This is a genomic window from Leifsonia sp. Y878 (assembly GCF_057669685.1).
In genome coordinates, this window is the sequence record NZ_JBYHFS010000001.1 from 650,588 (window position 1) to 676,651 (window position 26,064).

25 protein-coding genes are annotated in these 26,064 nt (G+C 64.1%); 19 read left to right on the plus strand and 6 right to left on the minus strand.

Annotation, left to right across the window (positions count from 1 at the left end):
- The first annotated feature begins 75 nt into the window (after window positions 1–75).
- The 4 genes from lepA (at window position 76) to AC25Y4_RS03045 (ending at window position 4,493) form a co-directional block, all read left to right on the plus strand.
- Window positions 76–1,926, plus strand: a complete 1,851-nt coding sequence (gene lepA, locus AC25Y4_RS03030; protein WP_488118889.1) for a translation elongation factor 4 — start codon at window positions 76–78, stop codon at window positions 1,924–1,926.
- Between the two features lie 202 nt (window positions 1,927–2,128).
- Complete coding sequence (locus AC25Y4_RS03035; protein WP_488118890.1) at window positions 2,129–2,776, plus strand: DUF1990 domain-containing protein; 648 nt, start codon at window positions 2,129–2,131, stop codon at window positions 2,774–2,776.
- Between the two features lie 5 nt (window positions 2,777–2,781).
- Window positions 2,782–4,011, plus strand: a complete 1,230-nt coding sequence (gene hemW, locus AC25Y4_RS03040; RefSeq protein ID WP_488118891.1) for a radical SAM family heme chaperone HemW — start codon at window positions 2,782–2,784, stop codon at window positions 4,009–4,011.
- Between the two features lie 236 nt (window positions 4,012–4,247).
- Window positions 4,248–4,493, plus strand: coding sequence for a hypothetical protein (locus tag AC25Y4_RS03045; protein ID WP_488118892.1), 246 nt, complete (start codon window positions 4,248–4,250; stop codon window positions 4,491–4,493).
- A gap of 1 nt (window position 4,494) precedes the next feature.
- On the opposite strand, the gene AC25Y4_RS03050 is transcribed toward AC25Y4_RS03045, so the two are convergent.
- The 4 genes from AC25Y4_RS03050 to AC25Y4_RS03065 all read right to left on the minus strand — a co-directional run bounded on the left by AC25Y4_RS03050 (window position 4,495) and on the right by AC25Y4_RS03065 (window position 7,489).
- Complete coding sequence (locus tag AC25Y4_RS03050) at window positions 4,495–4,758, minus strand: CDGSH iron-sulfur domain-containing protein (protein WP_488118893.1); 264 nt, start codon at window positions 4,756–4,758, stop codon at window positions 4,495–4,497.
- Complete coding sequence (locus AC25Y4_RS03055; protein ID WP_488118894.1) at window positions 4,755–5,765, minus strand: glycosyltransferase family 2 protein; 1,011 nt, start codon at window positions 5,763–5,765, stop codon at window positions 4,755–4,757. Before AC25Y4_RS03055 ends, AC25Y4_RS03050 begins: the two co-directional genes overlap by 4 nt.
- The gene (locus AC25Y4_RS03060) at window positions 5,762–6,862 is read right to left on the minus strand and encodes an iron-containing redox enzyme family protein (RefSeq protein ID WP_488118895.1); all 1,101 of its coding nucleotides are present in this window, start codon (window positions 6,860–6,862) and stop codon (window positions 5,762–5,764) included. Before AC25Y4_RS03060 ends, AC25Y4_RS03055 begins: the two co-directional genes overlap by 4 nt.
- 147 nt (window positions 6,863–7,009) lie before the next feature.
- Window positions 7,010–7,489, minus strand: coding sequence for an iron chaperone (locus AC25Y4_RS03065; protein WP_488118896.1), 480 nt, complete (start codon window positions 7,487–7,489; stop codon window positions 7,010–7,012).
- A gap of 234 nt (window positions 7,490–7,723) precedes the next feature.
- Between AC25Y4_RS03065 and AC25Y4_RS03070 the strand changes: the two genes are divergently transcribed.
- From AC25Y4_RS03070 to AC25Y4_RS03080, 3 genes are all read left to right on the plus strand, one after another.
- Window positions 7,724–8,380: a hypothetical protein gene (locus tag AC25Y4_RS03070; RefSeq protein ID WP_488118897.1), complete on the plus strand. Its 657-nt coding sequence runs from the start codon at window positions 7,724–7,726 to the stop codon at window positions 8,378–8,380.
- Window positions 8,381–8,496: 116 nt separating this feature from the next.
- Entirely contained in the window at window positions 8,497–8,652 is a 156-nt protein-coding gene (locus AC25Y4_RS03075) for a hypothetical protein (protein ID WP_488118898.1), read from the plus strand.
- 431 nt (window positions 8,653–9,083) lie between these two features.
- Window positions 9,084–10,559 carry an HNH endonuclease signature motif containing protein gene (locus AC25Y4_RS03080; RefSeq protein ID WP_488118899.1) on the plus strand — a complete coding sequence of 492 codons (1,476 nt, stop codon included), beginning with the start codon at window positions 9,084–9,086 and terminating at the stop codon, window positions 10,557–10,559.
- Window positions 10,560–10,728: 169 nt separating this feature from the next.
- Here the strand turns inward: AC25Y4_RS03080 and AC25Y4_RS03085 are convergent, their stop codons facing one another.
- Window positions 10,729–11,106, minus strand: coding sequence for a DUF4870 domain-containing protein (locus tag AC25Y4_RS03085; RefSeq protein WP_488118900.1), 378 nt, complete (start codon window positions 11,104–11,106; stop codon window positions 10,729–10,731).
- A gap of 255 nt (window positions 11,107–11,361) precedes the next feature.
- On the minus strand, window positions 11,362–11,814 hold the full coding sequence (locus AC25Y4_RS03090) for a DUF4870 domain-containing protein (RefSeq protein ID WP_488118901.1): 453 nt from the start codon (window positions 11,812–11,814) through the stop codon (window positions 11,362–11,364).
- 213 nt (window positions 11,815–12,027) lie between these two features.
- Here AC25Y4_RS03090 and hrcA point away from each other — a divergent pair, with 213 nt between their 5' ends.
- The 12 genes from hrcA to AC25Y4_RS03150 all read left to right on the plus strand — a co-directional run bounded on the left by hrcA (window position 12,028) and on the right by AC25Y4_RS03150 (window position 25,976).
- Complete coding sequence (hrcA, locus tag AC25Y4_RS03095) at window positions 12,028–13,050, plus strand: heat-inducible transcriptional repressor HrcA (protein ID WP_488118902.1); 1,023 nt, start codon at window positions 12,028–12,030, stop codon at window positions 13,048–13,050.
- 47 nt (window positions 13,051–13,097) lie between these two features.
- A complete protein-coding gene (gene dnaJ, locus AC25Y4_RS03100; RefSeq protein WP_488118903.1) occupies window positions 13,098–14,207 on the plus strand; it encodes a molecular chaperone DnaJ in 1,110 nt (369 codons plus the stop codon).
- A gap of 6 nt (window positions 14,208–14,213) precedes the next feature.
- The gene (locus AC25Y4_RS03105; protein ID WP_488118904.1) at window positions 14,214–14,993 is read left to right on the plus strand and encodes a 16S rRNA (uracil(1498)-N(3))-methyltransferase; all 780 of its coding nucleotides are present in this window, start codon (window positions 14,214–14,216) and stop codon (window positions 14,991–14,993) included.
- A 20-nt stretch (window positions 14,994–15,013) separates the two neighbouring features.
- Window positions 15,014–15,394, plus strand: coding sequence for a histidine triad nucleotide-binding protein (locus tag AC25Y4_RS03110; RefSeq protein ID WP_488118905.1), 381 nt, complete (start codon window positions 15,014–15,016; stop codon window positions 15,392–15,394).
- A gap of 118 nt (window positions 15,395–15,512) precedes the next feature.
- Window positions 15,513–16,529 (plus strand): PhoH family protein, encoded by a 1,017-nt coding sequence (locus AC25Y4_RS03115; protein WP_488119515.1) that lies wholly within the window; start codon window positions 15,513–15,515, stop codon window positions 16,527–16,529.
- On the plus strand, window positions 16,526–16,987 hold the full coding sequence (gene ybeY, locus AC25Y4_RS03120) for an rRNA maturation RNase YbeY (protein ID WP_488118906.1): 462 nt from the start codon (window positions 16,526–16,528) through the stop codon (window positions 16,985–16,987). Before AC25Y4_RS03115 ends, ybeY begins: the two co-directional genes overlap by 4 nt.
- A 2-nt stretch (window positions 16,988–16,989) precedes the next feature.
- Window positions 16,990–18,309 (plus strand): hemolysin family protein, encoded by a 1,320-nt coding sequence (locus tag AC25Y4_RS03125; RefSeq protein WP_488118907.1) that lies wholly within the window; start codon window positions 16,990–16,992, stop codon window positions 18,307–18,309.
- Window positions 18,302–19,201 (plus strand): GTPase Era, encoded by a 900-nt coding sequence (gene era / locus AC25Y4_RS03130; protein WP_488118908.1) that lies wholly within the window; start codon window positions 18,302–18,304, stop codon window positions 19,199–19,201. Before AC25Y4_RS03125 ends, era begins: the two co-directional genes overlap by 8 nt.
- A gap of 165 nt (window positions 19,202–19,366) precedes the next feature.
- Window positions 19,367–21,211: a sensor histidine kinase gene (locus tag AC25Y4_RS03135; RefSeq protein WP_488118909.1), complete on the plus strand. Its 1,845-nt coding sequence runs from the start codon at window positions 19,367–19,369 to the stop codon at window positions 21,209–21,211.
- 14 nt (window positions 21,212–21,225) lie between these two features.
- On the plus strand, window positions 21,226–21,918 hold the full coding sequence (locus tag AC25Y4_RS03140) for a response regulator (RefSeq protein ID WP_488118910.1): 693 nt from the start codon (window positions 21,226–21,228) through the stop codon (window positions 21,916–21,918).
- Window positions 21,919–22,044: 126 nt separating this feature from the next.
- A complete protein-coding gene (locus AC25Y4_RS03145; RefSeq protein ID WP_488118911.1) occupies window positions 22,045–23,340 on the plus strand; it encodes an alpha/beta hydrolase in 1,296 nt (431 codons plus the stop codon).
- Entirely contained in the window at window positions 23,337–25,976 is a 2,640-nt protein-coding gene (locus tag AC25Y4_RS03150) for a bifunctional lysylphosphatidylglycerol flippase/synthetase MprF (RefSeq protein ID WP_488118912.1), read from the plus strand. Before AC25Y4_RS03145 ends, AC25Y4_RS03150 begins: the two co-directional genes overlap by 4 nt.
- The last annotated feature ends 88 nt before the right edge of the window (window positions 25,977–26,064 follow it).

Here is a 26,064-nt window from a genome sequence, read left to right on the forward strand (position 1 = left end):
TGCCGGACGCACGTGCAAAGTTCGAAGTGAGGTGCGGCACCGGGAGCCGCCCTCTCATGGGACAATTGGCAGATCATGTCACCGAGAGCTCACACAGCGCTTGAACCGGCCGCAACTGCCCCCGAGTTCATCCGTAACTTCTGCATCATTGCCCACATCGACCACGGCAAGTCCACCCTTGCCGACCGGATGCTGCAGATCACGGGTGTCGTCGACGACCGTTCCATGCGTGCCCAGTACCTGGACCGCATGGACATCGAGCGCGAGCGCGGCATCACGATCAAGAGCCAGGCCGTTCGCATGCCCTGGGAGCTCGACGGCAAGACCTACGCGCTCAACATGATCGACACCCCTGGTCACGTCGACTTCAGCTACGAGGTCTCGCGGAGCCTTGCGGCCTGCGAGGGTGCCATCCTGCTCGTTGACGCAGCGCAGGGCATCGAAGCCCAGACGCTGGCCAACCTGTACCTGGCACTCGAGAACGACCTCACGATCATCCCGGTGCTGAACAAGATCGACCTGCCGGCTGCCGACCCTGAGAAGTACGCCAAAGAGCTGGCCAGCCTCATCGGTGGCAAGCCAGAAGACGTGCTGCGCGTGTCAGGCAAGACCGGCATGGGCGTCAGCGAGCTACTCGACCTGGCCGTCAGCCAGATCCCGGCTCCCGTCGGCGACCCTGACGCACCGGCTCGCGCCATGATTTTCGACTCGGTGTACGACAGCTACCGCGGCGTGGTGACGTATGTGCGCATGATCGACGGTGAACTGAAGCCGCGCGAGAAGATCCAGATGATGTCGACGCGTTCCACGCATGAGATCCTGGAGATCGGTGTGAGCTCGCCTGAGCCCACCCAGAGCAACGGACTCGGCGTCGGCGAGGTCGGCTACCTGATCACCGGTGTGAAGGACGTGCGCCTGTCGAAGGTCGGTGACACCGTCACGACGGCGGCCAGGCCCGCGACCGTTGCCCTTCCCGGCTATACCGAACCGCAGCCCATGGTCTTCTCCGGTCTTTACCCGATCGAGGGCAGTGACTTCCCCGTCCTGCGCGAGGCGCTTGACAAGCTCAAGCTGTCTGATGCGTCTCTCGTCTACGAGCCCGAGACATCCGTTGCCCTCGGGTTCGGATTCCGCTGCGGCTTCCTCGGTCTGCTGCACCTCGAGATCATCACGGAGCGTCTTGAGCGCGAGTTCGACCTCGACTTGATCGCCACGGCGCCGAGCGTGCCGTACGAGGTCACCACCGACGACAAGCGCACCGTCACGGTCACCAACCCGAGCGAGTTCCCGAGCGGCAAGATTTCCAAGGTTGAGGAGCCGGTCGTCAAGGCCGCTATTCTCGCGCCGAAGGACTACGTCGGCGTCATCATGGAGCTCTGCCAGAGCCGCCGAGGCGTTCTGCTCGGCATGGAGTTTCTCGGTGAGGACCGCGTCGAGATTCGCTACACGATGCCGCTCGGTGAAATCGTCTTCGACTTCTTCGACCAGCTGAAGAGCCGTACCGCTGGCTACGCTTCGCTCGACTACGAGCCCACCGGCCAGCAGGAAGCCGACCTGGTCAAGGTCGACATTCTGCTGCAGGGCGAGCAGGTCGACGCGTTTAGCGCCATCGTGCACCGCGACAAGGCATACGCATACGGCGTGCTGATGACTACGCGCCTGCGCGAACTCATCCCTCGCCAGCAGTTCGAGGTTCCGATCCAGGCTGCCATCGGCGCACGCATCATCGCGCGCGAGAGCATTCGCGCCATCCGCAAGGACGTCCTTGCCAAGTGCTACGGCGGCGACATCAGCCGTAAGCGCAAGCTGCTTGAAAAGCAGAAGGAAGGCAAGAAGCGCATGAAGATGGTCGGCCGCGTGGAAGTTCCGCAGGAGGCCTTCGTGGCAGCTCTTACCGGAGACACGGAGAAGAAGGACAAGAAGTAGCAGCTGGTTTTCGGCGGGCTGTCTGGACTGGGTCCAGGCAGCCCATTGTGCTGCGTGCCGGCACACGCGACCAACGCCAAGGGTTCGTCGCATACCCTTGACGTAGTAGTTCAAGCGCAAGCGGGAGTTTTTTCATGAATCAGCAGTTGTCGTTCGTCACGCAGTCGGGCCTCGCCCGTACAGACGGTCGGGACGTACTCTGATGCGCCGCGCAACCTTCACCGATGCATCTGTTACCTACGGTGCGATCGGCGGAACGCTGGCTGCCGACCTCATGACGTTCCCGCCAGCCGGGTACCGTCCGGCCGAAAGCACGGTGAAGCTCGGTAGCGGTAGCGACCGATTCAGGGCGGCAGCGACGTCGCTCATGACCTGGGGCGTGCAGCGCGGAAGCGGCATGGAGGTCACCGACCTTGAAGTCGGCACCGGCGTGCAGTATGCGGGTATCGCGTTCAACGAAGATGGCTCTCCCTCGCGCGACCAGCGGCATCCGGTCAATGAAGCGACCTTTGCCGATGACGGCACCCCATACATCGCCAACGGCATGACGGCGAAGCTGTCCATCAAGGCAGGCCCGTTCAATGTCGTCGCACCGGTTCGCGTGGTCTACGTCATCGACGAGGCCAACAAGATCGGCTTTGCGTACGGAACCATGGCCGGGCACCCGGAGAGCGGCGAAGAGTCATTCGTCGTTGAGAAGCTCGAAGACGACTCCGTCTGGCTGACCATCCGGTCGTTCTCGCAGCCCAGCACGCTGAAGTACAAGCTGGTGGCGCCGATCCTCCGGTACCAGCAGGCAAAAATCACCAAGCAGTACTTGCGGGCGTTGCACCCCGCGTCTGGAGCGTAAACCACGTGCCAAGTGCACTTCCCCTCGGCGACCCCGCACCTCTCGACGGACTCCTTCCGGCATCCGCCGCGGTTGGATCCGCTGAACGCGATTTCGGCGTCTACCTGCACGTGCCGTTCTGCCGGGTGCGCTGTGGCTACTGCGATTTCAACACCTACACGGCCACCGAGCTGCGCGGCGTCAAGCAGAGCGATTATGCCAGCCAGGCCGTGATCGAAGTCGAGTCAGGTGCCCGGATTCTCGCCGAGTCCGGTGTCGCCCCTCGGGAGGCCGCGACCGTTTTCTTCGGCGGTGGCACGCCGACGCTGCTGCCGGTCACTGACCTGGTCAAGATGTTCAACGCCATCCGTTCCAATTTCGGAATCGCCGACGGCGCAGAGGTGACGACAGAAGCCAACCCAGACTCAGTGGATGCCGCCTACCTCGCTTCCCTCGCTGAGGCCGGCTTCACCCGTGTCTCGTTCGGCATGCAGTCTGCGGTGCCGCGCGTGCTCGCCACGCTGGAGCGCACCCACGATCCAGAGCGCATTCCACTCGTCGTGCAGTGGGCCAGGGATGTCGGCCTCGATGTGAGTCTCGACCTCATTTATGGCACGCCGGGGGAGGCGCTCGACGACTGGCGCACGAGTCTTACGCACGCCATCGCGCAGCGCCCAGACCACATCAGCGCATATTCGCTCATCGTCGAGGACGGCACCAAGCTCGCCCGGCAGATCAAGCGCGGCGAAATCGCTCCCGTCGACGAAGATCACCAGGCCGACCTGTACGAAATGGCCGACAGGATGCTTGAGGAGGCCGGCTACGGCTGGTACGAAGTGAGCAACTGGGCAACGGATGTCGACCACAGGTCACGCCACAATCTCTCGTACTGGCGCAGCCAGGACTGGTGGGGCGTTGGCCCCGGCGCCCACAGCCACGTCGGTGGACTGCGCTGGTGGAACGTCAAGCACCCGGCAGCGTACGCAGACCGGGTGCTCGCCGGACACTCGCCAGCTGCCGGCCGTGAGACCCTCGACGACGCAACCCGCGAGGTCGAGCGGGTTCTCCTGACCAGCCGCATCCGTGAGGGTATTCGCATCGACTCGCTGTCGGAGCGAGGCAGGCTCGAGGTCGCAGGACTCATCGCAGACCAGCTGGTCGATCCGCGTGCTGCACTCTCTGGCACGGTTGAGCTGACGCTCACCGGTCGCTTGCTCGCGGATGCCGTGGTGCGCCGCCTGCTCGCTGACGACTAGGGCATCCGGTTCCCGCCAGGGTCTGGTCTGAGTCTGGTCTGCGTCTGGTCTGAGAACCAAAGACGTGACAGTCGGCATCCCTGTCACCGATCCGTGAGTCGACCGACCTGGGCGGCAACAAGATCGGTTTCGTGAGCGAACCGAGCTGAATCCGTACAGCCAAAGCTCACCGCAGACGAGGCACAATAGCCAGAAAGCACCTCTAGTCCCGAAGCAGCTCTCTGATCGGAGGACGCATGACGAACCGCGACAACACCCAGGACGAACCAATTCAGGCCCAGCATTCTCAGCCGGAAGGCGCCAAAGTGGCGGGCATTATCAGGCAGCAGGAGGCTGATTTGGCCGGCCACGACGAGGCCAAAGTCTTGGAAGCGCTGCGTGAGAGATTCGCGAACGGCGGGCACCAGATCAGCGAAGCGGATCTCCAGGAGCACGCGCATCGCATTGCCGGGCTCGAACCGAATAAGTTCTCAGGGGCGTGAGTCACTCCGCAGGCGGCTGGTCCGGGTGAAATCCCACGAGCTTGTGTGAGCCATCGCAGAACGGTTTGATGGTCGATTCGCCGCACCGGCAGAGGGCGATGGTCTTGCGTGTGATGGGCACAGGAGCTCCCCCAGCTCCAACGATGTCGACGCTGCCGCGGATGAGAAGGGGGCCATCGGCGCACACAGTGATGAGCGGATGCAGGCTCTCCCGTCGCTCGTCGCCCGTCGGTTCTGCAGCGGCGTCCTGCATCTCGTCGTTCACGTCAGTGTCCCTGCTGTATGTGTCCCTGCTGTATGTGTGGCAACGCGTTCCCGCAGCTGCCGCAGCGGGGTAGCGGCGCGGCGAAGCCGTCCGGCTCCGTACCGGGGCCCGCCGAGCACGCGAAGGCCAACGGCCAGCCACACGCAGATGGCGCGCTCCAGCATCCAGAGGGGAACCCAGACGGCGCTCGTCCAGGGAAAGACGGATGCTCCGTTGGCTCGCCGCCGGCCCCACTCACCCACGGCACACGCCAGGACGACGCCAACGAGCATCCGCTGGGGTCGTCTGAGCGCCCACAGCGTCAGCGGTAGCAGGGACAACTCTGCAACGAGACGCAGCGGCTGGGCGAAGTCGTCATAGGCCTGGCGGATACGTTGGCCGGCGAAGTGGCCAACGGTGGGCGGAATCCTGCCGACGAACAGGTCGGCAACCTGCGCCTCCCGGCCGCCTGCTGCGGTCACAGTGCGGATCAGTTCCAGGTTCTCGAAGAGGACGTCACCGGCGTATCCGCCGACTGACAGAATGCGGTCGCGCCGCACGGCGAGGGTGCCAGGGTAGTCGGCGCCGAGCGCGCGGTTCACGAGAGTGCGCCCCGTATCCCAGCGGGCGTGCCAGGGGAGGCTGGTGAAGAAGTTCTGCGGTCGCACCACGTCGGCGTGATCCAACGCCGTGACGATTCGGGTGAGGCCAGGCAGGTCGTAGCGAACATCGTCGTCGGCGATGACGACGCGATTGTCGTCGGCCAGATTGGTGTCGGCGAGGCCGAGGCCGGTCATGACGCCGGCGACCTTGCCATTGTTGCCTGGCCACGGATCCGGACGAACGTGCCGAACGAACCCAGACCACCGGTCGTGGTGGGCGTCGAACATGCCGCCGGGCGACCCGTCAACGACGGTGACGTCGATCCACCCGCTGAGTGTGTGCAGGTAGTCGGTGAGCTCGTCTATGCCGCGATCATCTCGCCAGAGAAGCGGCAGTACGTAGTCGGCCGGCAGGGGCGAGCTCATGATGCCGAGGGTGCGGGACGTGCTTGCGGGGCGAGCGGAGTGCGCAGGGAGGACCGCCCAGAGGTCCATGCGTCGAGAACTTCTTGCCCAGCCAATCCGTCTACCGTCAGGCAGGCGCTCGCACCGAAGAAGATGTCCGCCAGCAGTGCCGGCTGGTCCTCTGCGAGGCCACCGGCGAGTTCGCGACCGGCGATTTGTTCGTGCACGGCATCCGCTTCAACGTGCTCGTCGAAATAGTCCGTGACGTTCTTCTCGAAACCCAATCGGCGGAATCCATTGCCGATGAGCCGGTTCGGGATTGACGAGGTCATCTCGAACGCAGCCAGGTGGCCAGCGATGGCGCCACGCAGTCGACGGTTGAGGCCGAACATCGACATCATGTTCATCGACGCCAGGGTGAGCGCGGAAACCTGGTCGACGTACGCGCCGTAGCGAGCATCGAGCCCAAGCTCTGTCATCGTGCGGGCGAAGATTGCGGAGTGCATCCGCTCCGGGCGCCCGCCTCCGTACTCGTCGGCCTGAATCTCGACCAAGGCAGCCTTCGCCTTGCCGGTGAGGCGGGGAATGGCCCACGAGTGCGGGTCGGCCTCCTTGAGTGTGTAGATGGAGCGGTAGATCACGAACTCCACGAGCTGGTCTGCCGATGCGCGCTGCGCAACGAATCGCGCGAGGCTGGGCCCGGATTCCTTGCCCGTCAGCCGAAACAGTGCGGCAGCAACGGACTCGGCGTCCGCCGGCGGCAACGGCGGTATGACCACGGAATTCCGCAGTTGCCGCTCGAACGTCGCCTCGATGCTGGCGCGGGCGGCGAGTGTTGCCGGATGCCATTCCCAGGCATCGTCGACAGCGCCGACGTCTCCATAAAACAGGCCGTAGAGCACGAAGAGCGTCAGCTGCAGGTCGTCGTCGCGGAGGAGGTCGGTGCTGTCCGCCAGCGCGCGTTCCAGCTCCGTCTGGAAATCCGCTAGATCGTCAGTGACGGATGGCGGTTCGGCGAGAGCGACCGCAAGCCGCCCACTGAGTGGGCCGCGTGGTGCGAAGGGGAAGGGGACCGCAGTGGGTAGGGTCTCTGTGGTCTGGCTGCCTGGGGTGTCCATGGGCCCAGAATCCATCCGGCGTCAGCAATGGTCAAGCCCGGCGTTTGCCGTCGTGCCCTGCTTCACGTTGATCGTGCCCTGCTTCACGTCGATCGTGGCCTGCTTCACGTTGATCGTGGCTTGTGGCGCCACTCGACGCGTTGCATGTCAGCTCACTGCGCGCTTCACGAGGGCGCCGATCTTCTTTTCGTCTGCCGCGGTCAGCTCCGCAAGGGCGAAGGCCGTTGGCCACATTGTGCCGTCGTCGAGGGTGGCCACATCATTGAAGCCGAGGGTCGCATACCGCGTCTTGAACTTCTCTGCCGGCTGGAGGAAGCAGACGATCTTGCCGTCTATGGCATACGCGGGCATCCCGTACCAGAGCTTGGGTGCGAGGTCTGGTGCGTTCTCCGTGATGACGGCATGGACTCGCTCTGCGAGGGCACGGTCTGCGTCCGGCATGTCCGCGATCGCTGCGAGAACGGCCTTCTCGTCTTGCGCCTTCTTGTCGGAGTCCTTGCTGCGACGTTTCTCTGCTCTGAGCTCAGCGGCACGCTCCTTGATGGCAGCCCGTTCCTCCTCAGAGAATCCCTCGGCCGGCTCACTTTTCGCCGTGGATGTTGCAGTGGACTTCTGCTTCTCAGCCATCGCGGTGCACTCCTTTTGTTGACACTGTTCTGCGGGTTGATTCGGTTCTGCGTGTTGAACCGGTTCTGCGTGTTGAACCGGTTCTGGGTGGGGCTGCGGGTGCCCCCTGGCTCCACTCGACCACACCGCGGGCCGAACGTAAAGCGTTAGTGGTGGTGCGCAGCGGCATCCGCTAATTTCTGTCTGGAGCGCGATACCGTGTGACCACACAGTCGCCAGCGAGAGGATCGCCTCATGCAGTTCGTTCCCGGACCGATCGAATGGCCGCCGGCACCGTTGTCGTTTGACGACGCTGTTGCAGAGTTCGGCGGCCACGTGTTCACTTTTGCCCCGCAACGTCACTTCGAACATGCGGGTGTCAACGTGGAACGCACGAATAGCGGGATTTCCGCGATCGCGGTGCACTACAGCGTCCTTGTCAATCCGGACGATCGGGATGATCCCGCCAACTTTCTTCGACGCGATGACGCACACAACGGCGGGCATCTGCTGTCTGCCGAGCGCGCGGATGGGCTGCCTGATTGGGTGCGAGAGCGAATGCTGCGCTCCAGGTACCCGATGCTGTGGGAAGCCGTGCGCACCTCGACGACCACGGATGCGCTGTCGTGGGGTTCCTATGCCGCGGCGCTCGCGCAGCACCTCGATCACGTCGGGCGGAATGCCTCTGCTAATGGTTTGGTAGCGGATCCATTTTCGGCTCAGGATGCGACCGATCCGAGCCTCGCTCTGGAGCACTCGATCGAGATCGACGGCAGCCCCGTTGCCGGAATCCGAATTGAGCACCGTGGATACCGGGCGTACGGCGCAGTGCTCGGTGACCGCGTGCTGAGCGTCGTGCTCCCGGATACGCTGCTCATCGAGCCGGACATGCGCTTCGTCTCGGCAGGTTAAGTGAGTCTTCGCGCTTGGTCCCGGTGGTCGAGGAGCGAGGTCTCCGTCGTCCGAGGTCTCCGTCGTCCGAGGTCTCCGTTGGTCGAATCCGTTGGTCGAGGAGCGAGCGCCAGCGAGTGTCTCGAGACCCTTCTCGCCGAATCAGGAGCGGCACGGCGGACTCAGACGACCGCGCAGCCCAATGGGGCATCGGCATCGGCACCGGCACCGGCACCGGCATCGGCATCGGCATCGGGGTACGCGGGTCGAACGCAGCAATGCGCATGTTGTAGCTACCGCGCCGCTGCGTTCGACCCGCGCGGCGGGTCCCACCGGTCACCTCGGCACGTAGCGCGGCCCACGACAGTCAACTGGGCGACGGGCCGTCGTGATTTCATCGGGGCGCGCGAAAACGCGGCTGGCGCGCGATAAACCGCGCGCCAGGCGGGAAAACGCGCGCCAGAGTTCGGCGCGGTGACCGAACGCCTATTCTCGCTCGCACCTCGCACCTCGCACCTCGCACCTCGCGCCTCGCGCCTCGCGCCTCGCGCCTCGCGCCTCGCGCCTCGCACCTCGCACCTCGCACCTCGCACCTCGCACCTCGCACCTCAAGGCCGATAGCGGCCCGCCCTCCGGAAAATCTACCCGAACATACTTCCGACTAATGTCTAGATGCGACTGAGAAAAGCTCGCCTTTCAGTTCTAACGCTGGTAGTATTGAGGCATGCTCACAGTTGAGGAATCCCGCACGGTGAAGAACCTGCTGCAGGATTTCACGGCGGAGTTTTCGGAGGCCAGGCCCTGCGCCACGGTGCGCGTCGACAGTGATGATGACCTGATCGAACGTGCCATCCAGGCGGAGCAGGCCGGGCGGATCATCGACGCGTACCGAGTGTCGTTGGCCGCCGAGATTGACGAGCGGTCGCGGAAGACTCTGGAGGTCTCGGATCGGCTGTCGTCTAAGCGCGGATGCCGCAGCGGCACCGAACTGTTGGAGCGGCTCACAGGCGTGTCGGCGAAGACCATCGCCAAGCGCATCCGGTTGGGCGACCACGTCCGCACCCAGTACGGGTTGGACGGGGCGGCGTTCCCGGCGAAGTTCCCGGCCGTGGCGGTCGGGCTGGCCAGTGGGCTGCTCGGTCGGGACAGTGCCGAAGTGATCATTGCGGCACTTAGCCCGTTGCGTGGCCGGATCGCGGTCGGTGAGATCCAACTCGCCGAGGAAGCCCTCGTCTCAGCGGCGACGGGGCAACCGATCGGGCCGGGCGACGAGGCCACGACCCCGGTGGCTGCGGATGAAACGCTGCTGCAAGCGCAGGTGTGGAAGGCGTTCATTGACCCGGATGGTCTGGAGCCCGATGAGAAGCGGGCGATGTTGAACCGCGGGTTCCGGCTTGGGACCGAGCGCGACGGACTCATCCCCGTGTCGGGAGCGTTGATGCCGGAGACGGCGGCGAAGTTCCAACGGTTGATGGATGCATACATGTCGCCGCGGACCGCGCAGGTCAAGTTCCTGACTGTGGAGGAGCAGGAGCAAGAGATCGACCGGGACGTGCTCGAGCACGACGATCGGACCCGCGACCAGCTGCGCCACGACCTCTTCACGATGATCGTTGACACTGCCGCGCGAAGTGCCGAAGCACCCTCGATTGGCGGGGCCGCCCCGACCGTGCTGGTCAGCGTGCGGCAGGAAGACTTCCTGGCCGGCACGGGTGCCGGTCACATTGATGGGCAGGTGGCACCCATCTCAATGCTGACGGTGGAGCAGATGGCGTGTGCCGGGGGAGTGCAACCGGTGACGATCAATGCGAAGGGCAAGATCATTGAGTTGGGGGTCACCGACCGGTGCTTCACTGGCCAGCAGCGCCGGGCGATCACCCTCCGTGACGGCGGCTGCATCATCCCCGGTTGCCAAAGCCCCGCGGCGTGGGCCGAGATTCACCATGTGATCCCGGATGCGCTCGGTGGGCCGACCGAGGTGAGCAACGGCGTGACACTCTGTTGGTTCCATCACCGCACGATTCACCGATCCGGCTGGCAGATCCGGATGGTCGGTGGCGTCCCGCAGGTGAAAGCCCCGATCTGGATGGACGGGCAGCAACGCTGGCATGTGGCCACGAAGTCACCGACGCGGATGGCAGATCAACTCGCCAATAGACGTGATCAACGTGATCAACGTGATCAACGGCGAACAGGCTGAACCGAACCGTTTGAACCGACCCGGTTGAACCGACGGAGCACACTAGCGCGCCGACGGTTCGCATTGATCTCCGACATCCGCTTAACGGAAGAAGCCGCTCACCAGATCGTGACCTGGTGAGCGGCTTCTTTCGCGTGACCGCCGGTGCGGCCTCACACGAGAGTGCGAGCTAGCTGACGAACTTGATCGACAGCGGGTACACGTACGCCTCGCCCTTGTTGGCAGCGACTGCGGCCATGATGCTGAAGACAATCGTCACGACCCAGACGGCGAAGACGATCAGGATGCCGATGAAGACAGCCGTCAAGATGGCGCCGATGATGTACGCGATCAGCATGGTGAGCTGGAAGTTCAATGCCGCAGCGGTGTGCTGGCGAATGAACGGGCCGCGATCCTTGAGGACCAGGTAACCGATCAGTGCGGGCAGCAGCTCGAAGAAGATTCCGCCGATGTGGATGAGCGTCGCCCAGAGCTTTTCGTCAGCAGGGCTGAGCTGGCTGGGGGACTGGTACGGGTTGGCGGGAGGGGGTGGAGGTGCATCAGACATGGTGTCTCCTTTGGCGCTGGGATCGTATGGCGCTGGATCGCGCACGGGGCGGGCAATGATGACGTGAGGTGAAACGCGGACATGCGGAAAACGCGGTGATGTCCAGTCAATACAGTACAGACAGAGCGAGACGCAATTGGGGACGAATACGCGTGTCTGGCGTGGCTACGTCATCCGCGGGCTCCGTGACCACTGTTTGGTCAAGCCCGTATTGGTCAAGCCCGTATTGGTCAAGCCCGTATTTGGTAAAGCCGGCTATCCGATGAAGCGGATGGCGTACGGGTAGCGATAGTGGTACCCATCCTTCGCCTTCATGAAGCCGAGGATGGAAAAGATGACACCGAGGATCCAGAGCACCCAGAACAACAGGCCGATGAACGAGATCAGGCCGAAGGTCACGACGGTGACGATGAAGCTGACGACGTAGATCACCACGTACCCGATCGACAGGGTGATCTGGAAGTTGAGTGCTTCCTTGGCTTCCACGTTGGTGAACGGACCGCGCTGTCTGAAGACAAGCCAGATGATAAGCGAGGGAAGGAACCCGAAAATACCGCCCAGATGGGCCAGCGAGGCCCACTGCCGGTCGTCCATTGTCGACAGGGTGGCATTCGGGTTCGGCGGAACGTAAGACTGCCGGAAGCCGGGCGGCGGCTGTTCCTCGCCGTCTGGCGGTTCTGGGGGAGTCTGTGCATCCGGATCAGTCATGATCGCGCCTTTCAGACGATTGCACGCTCCAGGCGGTCATGCCAATCTCGCGCGCCGTTCTGTATGCCAACGCTACTGCGGTGAAACTCCGGTTGGCAATCAATGAAGGCACAGGTAGACGCGATATGATTGGCACTCAGTCAATGCGAGTGCTAACGCGAAGAGTATGCGGGCGCCGACCTAAACGCCGAGTGAAGAGGGGACTGTAACTGCATGGTTTCCGAACGCAGCCTTGAAGTCTTGCGCGTCATCGTTCAGGACTACGTCGCCTCTCGCGAGCCGGTCGGATCGAAATCGATCGTTGACAGGCATTCCTTTGGTGTGTCGGCCGCGACGATTCGCAATGACATGGCGCTGCTCGAAGAAGAAGAGCTGATCGCCGCCCCGCACACCTCGTCGGGGCGCATCCCCACCGACAAGGGCTACCGGCTTTTCGTCGATCACCTCGCCAATGTGCGCCCGCTGACTCCGGCTGCGCGCCAGGCGATCGAAACCTTCCTCGGTCAGTCCTCCGACCTCGACGAGGTGCTGGCTCGCAGCGTACGACTTTTGTCACAGCTGACGAAGCAGGTTGCCCTCGTGCAGTACCCGTCACTGTCCCGAGCCCGCGTTCGCCACGTCGAACTCGTGCCGCTGACTGATCACCGAGTGTTGTCCGTGCTGATCACCGACTCCGGTCGGGTTGAACAGCGCGTCATCGACCTGCCCCGTGCTGTCGATGAGCAGCAGCTTGCCTCGATCCGTGCCCGGCTCAACCAGTCTGTCGGTGGGTCGACCATGACAGAGGCAGCCAAAACGCTGACGGATGCCGGCGACTTCGGCCCTGCCGTCGAAGCCGATCTGCTCGGCGTGATCGTGTCCACCCTCATCGAACAGGTCGGGGCGAACCGCCACGACCGCCTGGTGATGGCAGGAGCTGCGAACCTGGTGCGCACTGAGGAAGACTTCAGTGGCAGTATCTACCCCGTGCTCGAAGCGATTGAGGAGCAGGTTGTCCTGCTTCGCCTCTTCGGTGAGATGGTGGCCGACCAGCACGGTGTCTCGGTGAGCATCGGACGTGAGAATGCGTCATTCGGGCTGGGGGAGACATCCGTTCTCACCAGTGGATACACCTCAGCCGGCGGCGACCTGGCCAGGCTGGGTGTGCTCGGTCCGACTCGCATGGACTACTCGAACAACATGGCTGCGGTACGCGCTGTTGCCAGATACCTCTCCCGTCATCTCGGTGAGAACTAGCTTTTATATCCACTTTCCCGCACACAGATCAACAAGGAGAGCCGCTTTTGGCTGACCACTACGAAGTCCTGGGCGTTTCCAAAGACGCAACGATCGATGAGATCAAGAAGGCGTACCGTCGCCTTGCCAGGCAGCTCCACCCCGATGTGAATCCTGGTGCTGAAGCATCGGAACAGTTCAAACTCGTCACGCACGCCTACGACGTCCTGAGCGACCCGAAGCAGCGCCAGCAATATGACATGGGCGGCCAGGGCGGTGGCGGATTCGACGGCGGCAACTTCGGAAACTTCGGCGACATCTTCGAGACGTTCTTCGGTGGCGGCGGTGGCGGCGGCAGTCGCGGACCCCGCTCACGTCGTGAACGCGGCCAGGATGCACTCATCCGCGTCGAGGTTGACCTCGAAGAGGTCATCTTCGGCACGCACCGCGACCTCGAGGTCGACACGGCCATCGTCTGTGAGACCTGCAACGGCAGCTGCTGCCAGCCGGGCACGTCGCCCGTCACCTGCGACATCTGCCACGGCACCGGAAGCATCCAGCGCGCAGTGCGCTCCCTGCTCGGCAACGTGATGACGTCAAGCCCCTGTGGCACCTGCCGCGGCTACGGCACCATCATCGCAACGCCGTGCGTCACCTGCCAGGGACAGGGCCGTGTTCGCGCCCGTCGCACCGTGGCCGTCGACATCCCCGCCGGCGTCGACACCGGTCTCCGCCTGCAGATGCCAGGCAGTGGAGAGGCCGGCCCCGCTGGCGGCCCGAACGGTGACCTGTACCTCGAGATGAAGGTACGTCACCACGACATCTTCAGCCGCAACGGCGACGACCTGCTCTGCACGCTCGAAGTGCAAATGGCGGATGCCATCCTCGGCACGACCACGACGCTCAAGGGTCTCGACGGCGACATCGAGATCGACCTGAAGCCCGGCACCCAGAGCGCCGAGATCCTCACCATCAAGGACCGCGGCATCACCAAGCTGCGCGGCAGCGGCCGAGGAGACCTGAAGATCGGCATCCAGGTCGTCACCCCGACGAAGCTCGATCACAAGGAGAAGGAACTCATCCAGCAGTTCGCGGCCAGGCACAAGGGGCACGCCCCAGAGCTCAGCCAGTTCCAGCAGGGCCTGTTCTCCAAGCTGCGCGATCGCTTCCTCGGCTAGATCCTGATGGCCCATTTCTACCTGGACGAATCGCTGCGCCCTGAAGACTGTTCCGCCGGTGCCATCGTGCGCATCGGCGGCAGCGAAGCCAAGCACGCGGTGACGGTCAGCCGGGTTCGCCCCGGCGAGTCGCTGCTGCTCGGAAACGGTCATGGCCTGGTGCTCTCCGGCACCGTGGTCACGGCCGAGTCCGGCGAGCTGACGCTGCGCGTCGACGAAGCGACGCTGCACGCGGCGGCGACCCCTCGCATCCGTTTGGTGCAGGCCCTCGCCAAGGGTGACCGTGACGAACTGGCCATCCAGGCGGCGACAGAGCTCGGTGTCGACGGGGTCATTCCGTGGGCAGCCGCCCGCTCGATCTCGCGCTGGGACGGCGCGAAGGTCGCAAAGGGCAGGGAACGCTGGGCCGCCATCGTGCGCGAGGCGAGCAAGCAGTCGATTCGCCCGTGGCTGCCTGATGTCGCCGACCTCGTGACCACCAAACAGCTGGTGAAACTCGCGGCCGAGACGCGGATGCTGCTGCTGGAGCCGACCGCGTCACTCCGACTCACTGAATTCAGCGTCGGCGACAGTGCCAGTGACGACAGTGCCAGTGACGGCAGTGCACCCGACGACAGGGACATCGTGCTCGTCGTCGGACCAGAGGGCGGCATCGCCCCCTCTGAGCTGTCGATGCTCGAGGCGGCAGGGGCAACCCAGGTTCGCCTGGGCGAGACGGTCCTCCGCACGTCGACAGCAGGACCGGCCGCCCTGGCGATCCTGAACGCAACGCTTCACCGTTGGTAAGCGCCGCTTAAGATAGAGATATGTCTTCTTCAAGCGCGGGTCATACCGAGAGTGCAGCACCGTCGATCTTCAGCCGCATCATCGCGCGCGAGATCCCGGCCACCATCGTGGCCGAAACCGATCGCGTCATCGCGTTCGAGGACATCGCCCCACAGGCACCGGTTCACATCGTGATCACGGTGAAGACGGAGGCATACCGAAACGTGGCTGAGCTTGCCGCCGGTGATCCTGCACTGCTTGCCGAACTCGTCGCTGTCGCGAACGAGATCGCTGTCGAACGCACGAACGGACAGTTCCGCCTGGTGTTCAATACCGGGGCGGATGCCGGTCAGACGGTATTCCACGTGCACGCGCACCTGCTCGGCGGCCACCTCGCTGAGGGATCCCTTGGCGGACGCTAACGAGGGGCCGGCCGTGAATGCGGATCCGGCAGTGAATCCGGCGCCGGTGAACCCGGCGGTCGTGAACCCGGCGCCCGTGGATGTGGCCGAGGCACGAATCCACATTGACGGTATCGCCATGGTGCGCCTCCTGGGGCCGCAGGACAGGTTCCTGACCACCATTGAAAAGCAGTACCCCAGCGTGAGCGTGCATGTGCGCGGTAACGAAATCACGCTGACCGGCCCCGCCGTGCAGGTGGAAGCCGTCAGACGTCTGATGGAGGAGTTGCAGTTGATGATCCACAACGGCCAGGACCTCGGGGAGACCGAGGTGACGACCTCGGCGAAGATCCTGAACGACGACAGCACACGCAGCCCGTCAGAGATGCTCGGCCAGGCGATTCTCACGTCGCGCGGCAAGAGCATCCGCCCAAAGACCCTGGGCCAGAAGGACTACGTCGACGCGATCGACGAGCACACGATCGTGTTCGGCATCGGACCGGCCGGAACCGGCAAGACGTACCTCGCGATGGCCAAGGCCGTCCAGGCACTGCAGCGCAAAGAAGTCGAACGGATCATCCTCACCCGACCGGCCGTCGAGGCCGGCGAGCGACTCGGATTCCTGCCAGGAACCCTCACCGACAAGATCGACCCGTACCTGCGCCCCCTCTACGACGCACTGAACGAGATGATGGACCCTGAGCTGGTTCCCAAGCTTCTCGCGGCAGGAACCATCGAGGTCGCCCCGCTGGCCTACATGCGCGGACGCACCCTGAACTCCTCGTTCGTCGTGCTCGATGAAGCGCAGAACACCACGCCAGAGCAGATGAAGATGTTCCTCACCCGCCTCGGGTTCGGGTCGAAGATGGTCGTCACCGGCGACATCACCCAGGTCGACCTCCCAGCCGGATCCAGCGGCCTGCGTCTCGTGACCCGCGTCCTCGACAACATCGATGACATCCATTTTTCCCGCCTGACCAGTGCTGACGTTGTGCGTCACTCGCTCGTTGGCCGCATCGTCGATGCGTACACCGAGTACGACGCCCACAAGCAGGCGCAGCGCTACGAAAGCGAACAAGCCCGCGATTTCGCCAACCGAGCCGAGCGTCGCTCCGGTTCTGTGCGCGATCGCATCCCGAAACGGAGACAGAGTTGAGCATCGAAATCAACAACGAGTCGGCGATTCCCGTCGACGAGGCCGCCATCCTGCGGTTGGCCGCATTCGCACTCGATGCGATGCACGTGCACGCGGATGCCGACCTTGCCATCGTCCTGGTGGACGAGGGCGCCATGGAGCAGCTGCACGTGCAGTGGATGGATGAGCCTGGCCCCACCGACGTCCTGAGCTTCCCCATGGACGAGCTGCGTCCTGGCACCGCAGAGGTTGAGACGCCCCCGGGGCTGCTCGGTGACATCGTGCTGTGCCCGCAGGTCGCAGAGGAACAGGCCATTGCGGCCAATCACAGCACCCTCGACGAACTGTTGTTGCTCACGACCCACGGCATCCTGCATCTGCTGGGCTTCGACCACGCAGAGCCAGACGAAGAGAAGGAGATGTTCGGCATTCAGCGCGACATCCTCCTGGCCTTCAACCTGCAGGAAAAGCGCGTTTGATCATGTTCATCGGCTGGTTCGTCGCTCTCGCCATCATCCTCGTCGCCTTCGGCGGGTTGATGGCGGCAGTCGACGCTGCCATCACGGCCCAATCCAGGGCAGACATCATCGAGCTCGCAGAGGACTCCCGAGCGAAGCGCTCACTCCTGGCGATCGCCGGTGAAACGGGCGCGCACCTGAACGCCCTCAACTTCATGCGAATCATCGCAGAGACCACCGCGGCCGTTCTCGTGACCCTGGTGTTCGCCACGACGATCGATCAAATCTGGCTCGCTCTGTTGCTCTCAGCGCTGATCATGACGGGTGTGTCGTTCGTGCTTGTCGGCGCGAGCCCTCGCAGCGTTGGCCGCGCGCATCCGGCCGGCCTGGTGACGGCCACTGCCCCGCTCGTGCACTTCCTGCGTGTGCTGCTCGGCCCCATCGCCAACGCCCTCGTCTCGCTCGGCAACCGGGTGACGCCAGGGCGCGGCCGCCTGAACACCTTCACCTCTGAAGACCAGCTGCTCAGCATGGTCGACGAGGCCACAGAACTCGACGTCCTCGAAGAAGACGATCGTGAACTCATCCACTCGATTTTCGAGTTCAACGAGACAGTGGTGCGCGAGGTCATGATCCCGCGCACAGACATGGTCACGATCGACGCGGATACGTCGGTGGGCGCCGGCATGGGTTTGTTCCTGAGCAAGGGCTTCTCCCGGGTGCCCGTCGTCGACGGTGAAGTCGATGACGTCACCGGCATCCTGTACCTCAGGGACGTCGCCAGGCTCATTTACGAACGCCCTGACAACGTCGATTCGCTCACGGTGGCCGAATTGGCACGTCCAGCGGTCTTCGTGCCCGAATCGAAGAAGGCAGACGCTCTGCTGCGGCAGATGCAGCTGGAGTCCAACCACTTGGCCATGGTCGTCGACGAGTACGGCGGTATTGCCGGCCTCGTCAGCCTGGAAGACTTGATCGAAGAGCTCGTCGGTGACATCTCAGACGAGTACGACCGCGATGTCGTCGAGGTCGAGGAGCTGGGATCCGGGCAATACCGGGTCAGCGCCCGTCTTCCTGTCGACGAGCTCGGTGAGCTTTTCGGCCTTGAACTGGAAGACGATGACGTGGATTCCGTCGGGGGATTGCTCGCCAAGGCATTGGGTCGGCTGCCAGCAGCTGGTTCGATTGCCACCGTGAGCGGACTGGTTTTGACTGCCGAACGAACAGAGGGTCGGCGAAAACACATCAGCACGGTGCTGGTGGAGCGTGACAAGGCCTTGATCGACGCGCAAACCGCGTTTGTCACAGAGCCTGAAGATGAAGGAGCACATGGTCGTGGCTAACGATGACTACCGAGCAGGATTCGTATCATTCGTGGGGCGCCCCAACGTGGGCAAATCCACCCTTACCAACGCACTGGTGGGGGAAAAAGTTGCGATCACCTCGTCGAAGCCGCAGACCACCAGGCGTGCGATTCGAGGAATCGTTCACCAGAAGAACGGCCAGTTGATCCTGGTCGACACCCCCGGCATCCACCGCCCGCGCACCCTGCTGGGGGAGCGCCTCAACAGCCTGGTGCAGGCCACGCTCGGCGACGTCGACGTGATCGGACTGTGCATCCCGGCCAACGAGCCGATCGGCCCGGGCGACAAATTCATCAACGAGCAGCTCGACGCGTTCCCGCGCGCCAAGAAGGTGGCGATCGTCACCAAGATCGATGCCGCCTCAAAGACGAGTGTTGCCGCCCAGCTGCTTGCCGTTTCGCAGCTGCGCGACTGGGAGGCCATCGTGCCGATCTCGTCCACCAGCCACATCCAGCTCGACACCCTCGCCGGTGAGCTGCTGCGCCTGCTGCCGAAGTCCGAGGCTCCGTTGTACCCAGCGGATGCCATCACCGACGAAAGTCTGGAATCCCGCATCTCCGAGTACATCCGCGAGGCTGCGCTTGAGGGTGTCACCGATGAACTGCCGCACTCCATCGCCGTGACGATCGACGACATGATCGAGCGCGACGACCAGGACCTCGTTGAGATCTACGCGAACCTCTTCGTCGAGCGCGACAGCCAAAAGGGCATCATCATCGGCAAGTCGGGCAGCCGCCTGAAGGACGTCGGTATGCGTGCCCGCAAGCAGATCGAACCGCTCGTCGGCAAGCGCGTCTTCCTGTCCCTTCGCGTGAAGGTGGCCAAGGAATGGCAGCGCGACCCGAAGCAGCTGGGGCGCCTCGGCTTCTAACGGGTTGGGCTTCTAACGGCTTAGTACCACCAGCACACCAGAGGATCCATGCGTTCAGACGCATGGGTCCTCTGGTGTACACCCAGAGGATGATTTCACTCGCCGCGCGATGGAGATGAGCGGCAGGGTCGGCAACTCCCCATGATCTCGGCCTACTGTAGAACGGTGCCTGGCCTGACTGATTTACTGCGTCGATGGTGGAGTGTGCCCGGCAACGCCCAACGCTCTCGCTGGTTGCTCGAGCCGGCGCTCGGCCTGGTGTTCTTCGTGCTCTGGCTGATCCTGGCGGCACTGACGGGTACCCTCGCAGAGACCAGCGGGGTCCTGCTCCTGACGATGGCGATCGCCGTGTCGCGCGTCAGCCCAGGCGGCGCTCTCGCGTCAGGTGTCCTCGCCCTCATGGTGCTCTTTTCCGGCTCAGCGGATGCCGGGGCGCTGGGGAGCGGCGCATTGGTTGTCGCCAGCGCCGTCGTCTTCTTCGCCGCCAGTGCCTACGGCAGTCGGACGTCCCGCTGGATCGGGCTCACGGGTGCCGTCGTCGTCTCGATCATCGTGTCGGTCACGGTCCTGCCCTTGGGTGGATCGACCGGTTCCGGGTTCATGCCGGGCATCAGCGGAGCAGTGAGTGAGCTGGCACTGTTCCTGGGCTGCGCTCAGCTGGTGGCGGGAGTGCTGTGCGGCTCGTGGGCGATCGGACTCCTGCTCCGACGCCGCGCCCTGAACGGCCACGTGTCGCAGAGCGCCGTGGAGGCGTGGCTGCTCGGTACCGGTGACGGGGTCAACGATCGAGCGGTCATTGCGTCATCCCGCTTCATACGCGAACTCACCCCGCGGCAGTTCATGGTCGACGTCACGATAGCGGTGGTCTTCGTGGCGCTCGACATGGTGACATCGAGCGGGTCATCGGTGCAGGGCACTATCGTTCTGCTCACGCTGGCAGTGGCCGTCGCCTCCCGTCGGTTTGCACCCGGTGTCTCGCTCACGGTGGCGTGGGTTGCAGCCATCCTGCAGATGCTGTGCGGCCTCGACGTTCTCACCGCAGACTTTGCAATCCTGATCGTGCTCTTTGCCAGCGCCGCGTATGGCGGCCGCATCACCAAATGGGCTGGCCTGGCATCCGTTGGCGTTGGTGCGCTCCTGGCGACAGGCTACGTGTCGCTCCGGTCGGGGAGCCTGCTGAACCCAGGCGGCATCGGTGCGGCGGTTGACATCGCTGGTGGCGTTCTCCAACTCGTGGCCACCCTCATCGCATCCATCGGCGTACTGGGCCTCGCGTGGACGCTCGGACTGCTGGTTCGCACCTGGCAGACGGCGCGCGCCAGCAAACGGCTGGCATCGGTCGCGCTCCAGGAGCAGAAGCTCGCCGAACGCACGATTGTCGTCGAACAGGAACGTAACCGCATCGCCCGCGACATGCACGACGTCGTCGCGCATTCTCTCGCTGTCGTCATTGCCCAAGCGGATGGCGCCCGCTATGCACGGGCGAGCGACCCCACCGCCGTCGACGCCGCTCTCATCACCATCTCAAGCACCGCACGGGAAGCCCTCGGCGACGTGCGGCTGTTGCTGGCGCAGCTGAGGCAAGACGAGGCCGTTGGGCCGCAGCCCATGTTGGCCGACCTCGACCGCCTCGTCGACCAGATGCGGAGTGCCGGTCTCGTCATCACCTGGAGTGTCACCGGCGATGTGCTCGCCCTGGGCTCCGGCGCCCAACTGGCGACCTACCGGATCATCCAGGAGGCGCTGACCAACGCGTTGCGCCATGGTGAACCTGGCGGCGAGGTGAGCCTCTGCATCGATTGGGACGCTGAGGGTGTGAGCGTCACCGTGTCGAACGCGATTCGTGACAGCTCAACGGCTACCGCCACGGTGGCAGGGAGCGTTGGTCACGGCCTCCCCGGCATGCGTGAGCGCGCACTTCTGGCCGGGGGAACCCTGCACACCGACGCGCAGGGCGGCCGCTTCACCGTGACCGCGCGCATACCGGCAGGGCGGCTGCAGCACTCATGACAGATCGGGAATCCATGAACTCAGAAATACCGACCCCTCCCCAGCGCATCAGGGTCGCCCTCGTCGATGACCAGTCGCTGTTTCGTGCCGGCATCCGCATGCTCATCTCGTCGCAGGCCGACCTCGAGTTCGTCGGTGAAGCCGGCAACGGCGCAGAGGGGGTGAGCATGGCCGCCCTGACCCATCCAGACGTGATCCTGATGGACATCCGAATGCCGGTCATGGACGGGATCGAAGCGACCCGCCAGATTGTGGCATCTGCGGAAGGCCGTGCGGGCGACGCGCCGCGCATCATTGTGCTCACGACCTTCGACCTTGACGAGAGCGCGACCAGGGCGATCAGGGGCGGGGCCAGTGGTTTCGTACTGAAGGACGCAGACCCTGAGTTCCTGCTGGCTGCCATCCGCACGGTGCACTCCGGTAGCGCCGTGATCGCGGCCTCCGCCACCCGTGAGCTGTTCCAGCACTTCGACGCACGACAGTCGGCAGCACCTGAGGTACCGGAATCGTTCGGCACCCTCACCGCTCGTGAACGCGAGATCTTTGTGCTGGCTGCCAGGGGACTCAGCAACGGCGAGATCGCTGCCGCCGAGTTCCTCTCTGAGGCGACGGTGAAGACCCACATCAGCCGTATCCTGGCGAAGCTGTCGCTCCGCGATCGAGTGCAGCTCGTCGTCTTCGCGTTCGAACACCGCCTTACAGAGTAGGCAACCTCACCCCGCGCCGAATGACCGCTGTGAGTGAGCAGCCTGCGGGCTGAAGGCTCACTCAGAACACGCGTTCCCAACGGCCGCTTTCACCTCCAGGTGTGAGAGTGGTCGAGGAGGACGCAGATGACCGATTCGCTGCTCGACGTGAGTATCGTGGACGGCCCGTTGCCGGCTGTTCTGTACAGCTGTGCGGGTGTCGTTGTACTTGCGCTGTTCGTGGGGCTGGCGCGACGCGGGCACAGGCGAATGGTGCTCATCGGCGTGTCCGTCGCTCTGCTCTCCGGCGCGCTCGGGTACGCCGTGTGCTGGCTGGTGGACGATGTCTGGGATGTCTTCGGGGTGTCGCTGACACCCGTGACGCGGCTCTGGGTCGCCGCTGGCTTTGCTGGCCTTGGATTGGTCACTCTTGCTGCGATAGTCGGCCACTGGGGGCTGCGCATTCTTGCAGTGGTCGCCATCCCGCTGGTCATCGTGACGGCAGCTGCCGGCGTGAATGTGGACTTCGGCCAGTTCCCAACGCTTCGCACAGCACTTGGTCTCCCGGCCTACCAGCCTCTCGAAGCTGCCCTGTCGGACCCTGGCGTGGGGTTTAGCGCCGCCGGCGGCACCCCCGACTCTGCACATGGGGTAGTTGGGACCGTGCCGATCCCTGCCACCGACTCGGGTTTCACGGCGCGCGACGCTCTGATCTACCTGCCACCGGCGGCACGTGTGCACAACCCGCCTCCGCTGCCCGTTGTTGTGATGCTCTCTGGTCAGCCGGGAAGCCCTGCAGACGTGTTCACAGCAGGGGGCCTCGCAGCGATCCTCGACTCGTTCGCAGGGACCCACGCCGGACAGGCACCGATTGTCGTTGTGCCAGATCAACTGGGCGCGGCCGACAAGAACCCGATGTGTGTTGATTCGGCGCTCGGGAACTCGGCGACCTATCTCACCGTTGACGTCCCCAACTGGATCAGGGCGCATCTCCCTGTCGTCGCTGACGCACACGGCTGGACGATCGCGGGTTTTTCGCAGGGTGGAACGTGCTCAGTGCAACTCGGAGCTGCGCACCCTGAGCTATTTGGAAGCATCCTCGATATTTCGGGGGAGCTGGTACCGGCGAACGGTACCCAGGAGAACACGATCGCGACGGGGTTCGCCGGCAGCGCCGACGCCTACGCCGCCGCGGCGCCGGCCGCGATCCTCTCCGCCCACGCGCCGTATGCGGACCTGATGACGATCTTTGCGGTGGGAGCTGACGATTCGCGCTATCTCCCGTGGGCTACGACTCTCTCTGCAGCAGCACGTGCAGCCGGGGCGACCACCCACGTCTTCGTATCCCCCGGAACGGCCCATGACTGGCACACCGTGCAGTACGGCTGGAAACAGGCCCTGCAGCTCATCGCGGTCAGGGGAGGAATAGGGGGAGCAACATGAGTTCGGCCGAAGCTGCAACCAGTTCGCAGCCCACATACAGCCCAGAGCGCGGACCGCGACTGCGGGCCCGCGCCCTGGTCTCATTTCTTGCAACTCAGCCGTTCTCAGTGGGTTACGCAGCCGCCGTCCTGGTTGTTGCGTGTGTCGCAGGCCCCCTGTTCGGAATGCGCCAATCCATCAGGGGTGCTCTCGGAACCGGCTACGACTCCGTTGTAGGTCATGGCCGTTGGTGGTCGCCATTCACGAGCGTGTTCGGTGTGGACAATGGCCTAGATCTCGTCTTGGCGCTTCTGGGGGCGATCATCGTCCTCGGTTACGCTGAACGCCTCGTGGGGACCTGGCGCGTGGCGACAGCCTTCGTCGTGACAAGCCTCGTCGGCCCTGGGCTCGGAATCCTGGTCCAGGCTCTGGGTGTCGCCGACGGTGAGATGTGGTCGCGCGGCGTGCGTGAACTCTTCACGTTCGACCCGTTCACCCCCATGGCCGGCTGCATCATGGCAGCCAGCTGGTTCGCGAGTCCACTGTGGAAGCGCCGAATACGCGTGGTGACCCTGACGGTGCTGCTGACTCTGCTGCTCTATTCCGGACAGCCGTCCGACGTGTATCGGCTGATTGCCGCCGGTGCGGGGCTCGCGCTTGGCCTCGCTTTCCGGCCGGTACAGTTCCATTTCACCTGGCACCGCAGCTCAGACCATGAGTCGCGGACACTGCTCGCAGTCGTGGTCGGCGTGCTGGCTGTCGGACCAGTGGCATCGCTGGTCTCGGGCGGACGATTCGGCATTCTGGCACCGCTTGGCACACTGTTCACCCACAACATCCCGGATGCGGCGGATGTCGCAGACCGGTGCCTGGTCGGCAACATCACCCGGCAGTGCGTGCACGAGCTCACCCTGGAGAGAGTGGATGGGATCGGCCCGCTTCTGGTAGGCCTGCTTCCCTTGATCCTCTTGCTCGTCGCGTCATTCGGGCTGGCGCGCGGCAAGCGATTTGCGGCGTGGCTCGCCATTGCAGTCAATCTCGGCCTGGCGGCCCTCGGCGCCTGGTACTACGGAGTCCTGCCGACTTCCGGTCAACCGTTTGTCTGGCACTGGCATGCGACCCCGTACTGGGAGATCGCGCTCATGCTACTGGTGTCAATACTTGTCCCGCTCGCGACGGCCATGATCATCCTGGGCAACCTGCGTCACTTTCCCGTGAAGGTCACGCCGCGCCGGCTGAGGCGCTTTGTCGTCACGACGGTCGTGAATTTTGCCGCCCTGGCTGGGCTATACGTCGGAGTCGGCTGGCTGCTGCGCGGCAGTTTCAGCCCCGCGGTCACGCTGGGGGAGCTCATCACCGACATCCCAGAACGATTCATTCCCGTCGGGTTCCTTCGGCTGGAGCGGGTTGCGTTCCTGCCAACCGATCCGCTCACGACGGCGCTGTATCAGTGGGTGGGGCCGCTGTTCTGGATCATCGCGATCGCAGGTGCCATCGTGTGCCTGCGAGGTTCCCAGGACCCCGCGCTGGCGGATGACGAGGCGCGCCTTCGTGCCCTGCTGGAACGAAGCGGGGGTGAATCGCTGTCGTTCATGTCGACGTGGGACGGTAATACCGTGTGGTTCAACGATGCGGGAACCATCGCGATCGCCTACCGCGTCGTGAACGGCATTGCCATCACGACCGCCGATCCGATCGGTGAAACGGATGCCGACAGTCGCGCTGGTGAGGTGGACGGCGGGGTGGACGGCGGGGTGATCGACGATGTGGGCAGCGAAGCGGTCAAGGCCGTGGCCGATTTTGCCGTCATGTGTGACGACCGCGGCTGGATTCCTGTCTTCTACAGCGTGCATGCCCGGTGGGTGCCGGTTTTTGTGAGCATGGGCTGGCAGAGCACGACCGTCGCGGAAGAGACGGTGTTGCGGCCCGGATCATGGGAGACGTCGGGAAAGAAGTGGCAAGACATCCGCTCATCGATCAACAGGGCCCATCGCGCAGGGGTCAGAGCGATCTGGTCGAGCTACGACGAACTCCCAGCCGGCGGTGCCGCGCAGATTGCCGAGATCTCGGAGCAATGGGTGCAGGAGAAGGACCTGCCGGAACTCGGCTTCACGCTCGGGGGACTGACAGAGCTCACGGACCCCGCTGTGCGACTCATGCTCGCCATCGATGGTGGCTCCCATGTGCACGCCGTCACCAGCTGGCTGCCGACCTATCGCGACGGCGTCGTGATTGGCTGGACGCTTGACTTCATGCGTCGCAGGCCAGACAGCGTGAATGGCGTGATGGAGTTTCTCATCGCGCAGACGGCGACCATGCTGCGGGAACAGCCCGAGATCGAGTTCCTCAGTCTCTCCGCCGCCCCGCTCGCACAGACGGTGACGGACCGAGGCTCAGACGGGAGCGTAGACACCGCGGCCGGCGACAGCGGTTTCCTGAACCGAATCCTGGCATTCCTGGGCGCGGCTCTCGAGCCGGTGTACGGCTTTCGATCGCTTCTGGCATTCAAACGCAAATTCCAGCCGGAATTCCAGCCGCTGTTTCTGGCCTACCCCGACCCGATCGCGCTCCCGGCGATCGGCCTCGCCCTGGCCAGGGCATACCTGCCGTCGGCATCGGTGCGGGATGTGCTCACCGTTGTGCGTGAACGCCGGTGACCCCTCCCGGCCAGAGGATCGGCCGGCATCCGTTGATTCGTGAAACGATCTGCGATAAACGGTGCTAGCCTGAATCTGTGTTGTTCGG

Excerpts from the sequence above, each read along its gene's own strand:
- lepA (WP_488118889.1), top strand. The coding sequence starts at position 76 with ATGTCACCGAGAGCTCACACAGCGCTTGAACCGGCCGCAACTGCCCCC.
- AC25Y4_RS03035 (WP_488118890.1), top strand. The coding sequence starts at position 2,129 with ATGCGCCGCGCAACCTTCACCGATGCATCTGTTACCTACGGTGCGATC.
- AC25Y4_RS03045 (WP_488118892.1), top strand. The coding sequence starts at position 4,248 with ATGACGAACCGCGACAACACCCAGGACGAACCAATTCAGGCCCAGCAT.
- AC25Y4_RS03055 (WP_488118894.1), bottom strand. The coding sequence starts at position 5,765 with ATGAGCTCGCCCCTGCCGGCCGACTACGTACTGCCGCTTCTCTGGCGA.
- AC25Y4_RS03060 (WP_488118895.1), bottom strand. The coding sequence starts at position 6,862 with ATGGACACCCCAGGCAGCCAGACCACAGAGACCCTACCCACTGCGGTC.
- AC25Y4_RS03065 (WP_488118896.1), bottom strand. The coding sequence starts at position 7,489 with ATGGCTGAGAAGCAGAAGTCCACTGCAACATCCACGGCGAAAAGTGAG.
- AC25Y4_RS03070 (WP_488118897.1), top strand. The coding sequence starts at position 7,724 with ATGCAGTTCGTTCCCGGACCGATCGAATGGCCGCCGGCACCGTTGTCG.
- AC25Y4_RS03080 (WP_488118899.1), top strand. The coding sequence starts at position 9,084 with ATGCTCACAGTTGAGGAATCCCGCACGGTGAAGAACCTGCTGCAGGAT.
- AC25Y4_RS03085 (WP_488118900.1), bottom strand. The coding sequence starts at position 11,106 with ATGTCTGATGCACCTCCACCCCCTCCCGCCAACCCGTACCAGTCCCCC.
- AC25Y4_RS03090 (WP_488118901.1), bottom strand. The coding sequence starts at position 11,814 with ATGACTGATCCGGATGCACAGACTCCCCCAGAACCGCCAGACGGCGAG.
- hrcA (WP_488118902.1), top strand. The coding sequence starts at position 12,028 with ATGGTTTCCGAACGCAGCCTTGAAGTCTTGCGCGTCATCGTTCAGGAC.
- AC25Y4_RS03105 (WP_488118904.1), top strand. The coding sequence starts at position 14,214 with ATGGCCCATTTCTACCTGGACGAATCGCTGCGCCCTGAAGACTGTTCC.
- AC25Y4_RS03110 (WP_488118905.1), top strand. The coding sequence starts at position 15,014 with ATGTCTTCTTCAAGCGCGGGTCATACCGAGAGTGCAGCACCGTCGATC.
- AC25Y4_RS03115 (WP_488119515.1), top strand. The coding sequence starts at position 15,513 with ATGGTGCGCCTCCTGGGGCCGCAGGACAGGTTCCTGACCACCATTGAA.
- AC25Y4_RS03125 (WP_488118907.1), top strand. The coding sequence starts at position 16,990 with ATGTTCATCGGCTGGTTCGTCGCTCTCGCCATCATCCTCGTCGCCTTC.
- AC25Y4_RS03140 (WP_488118910.1), top strand. The coding sequence starts at position 21,226 with ATGAACTCAGAAATACCGACCCCTCCCCAGCGCATCAGGGTCGCCCTC.
- AC25Y4_RS03145 (WP_488118911.1), top strand. The coding sequence starts at position 22,045 with ATGACCGATTCGCTGCTCGACGTGAGTATCGTGGACGGCCCGTTGCCG.
- AC25Y4_RS03150 (WP_488118912.1), top strand. The coding sequence starts at position 23,337 with ATGAGTTCGGCCGAAGCTGCAACCAGTTCGCAGCCCACATACAGCCCA.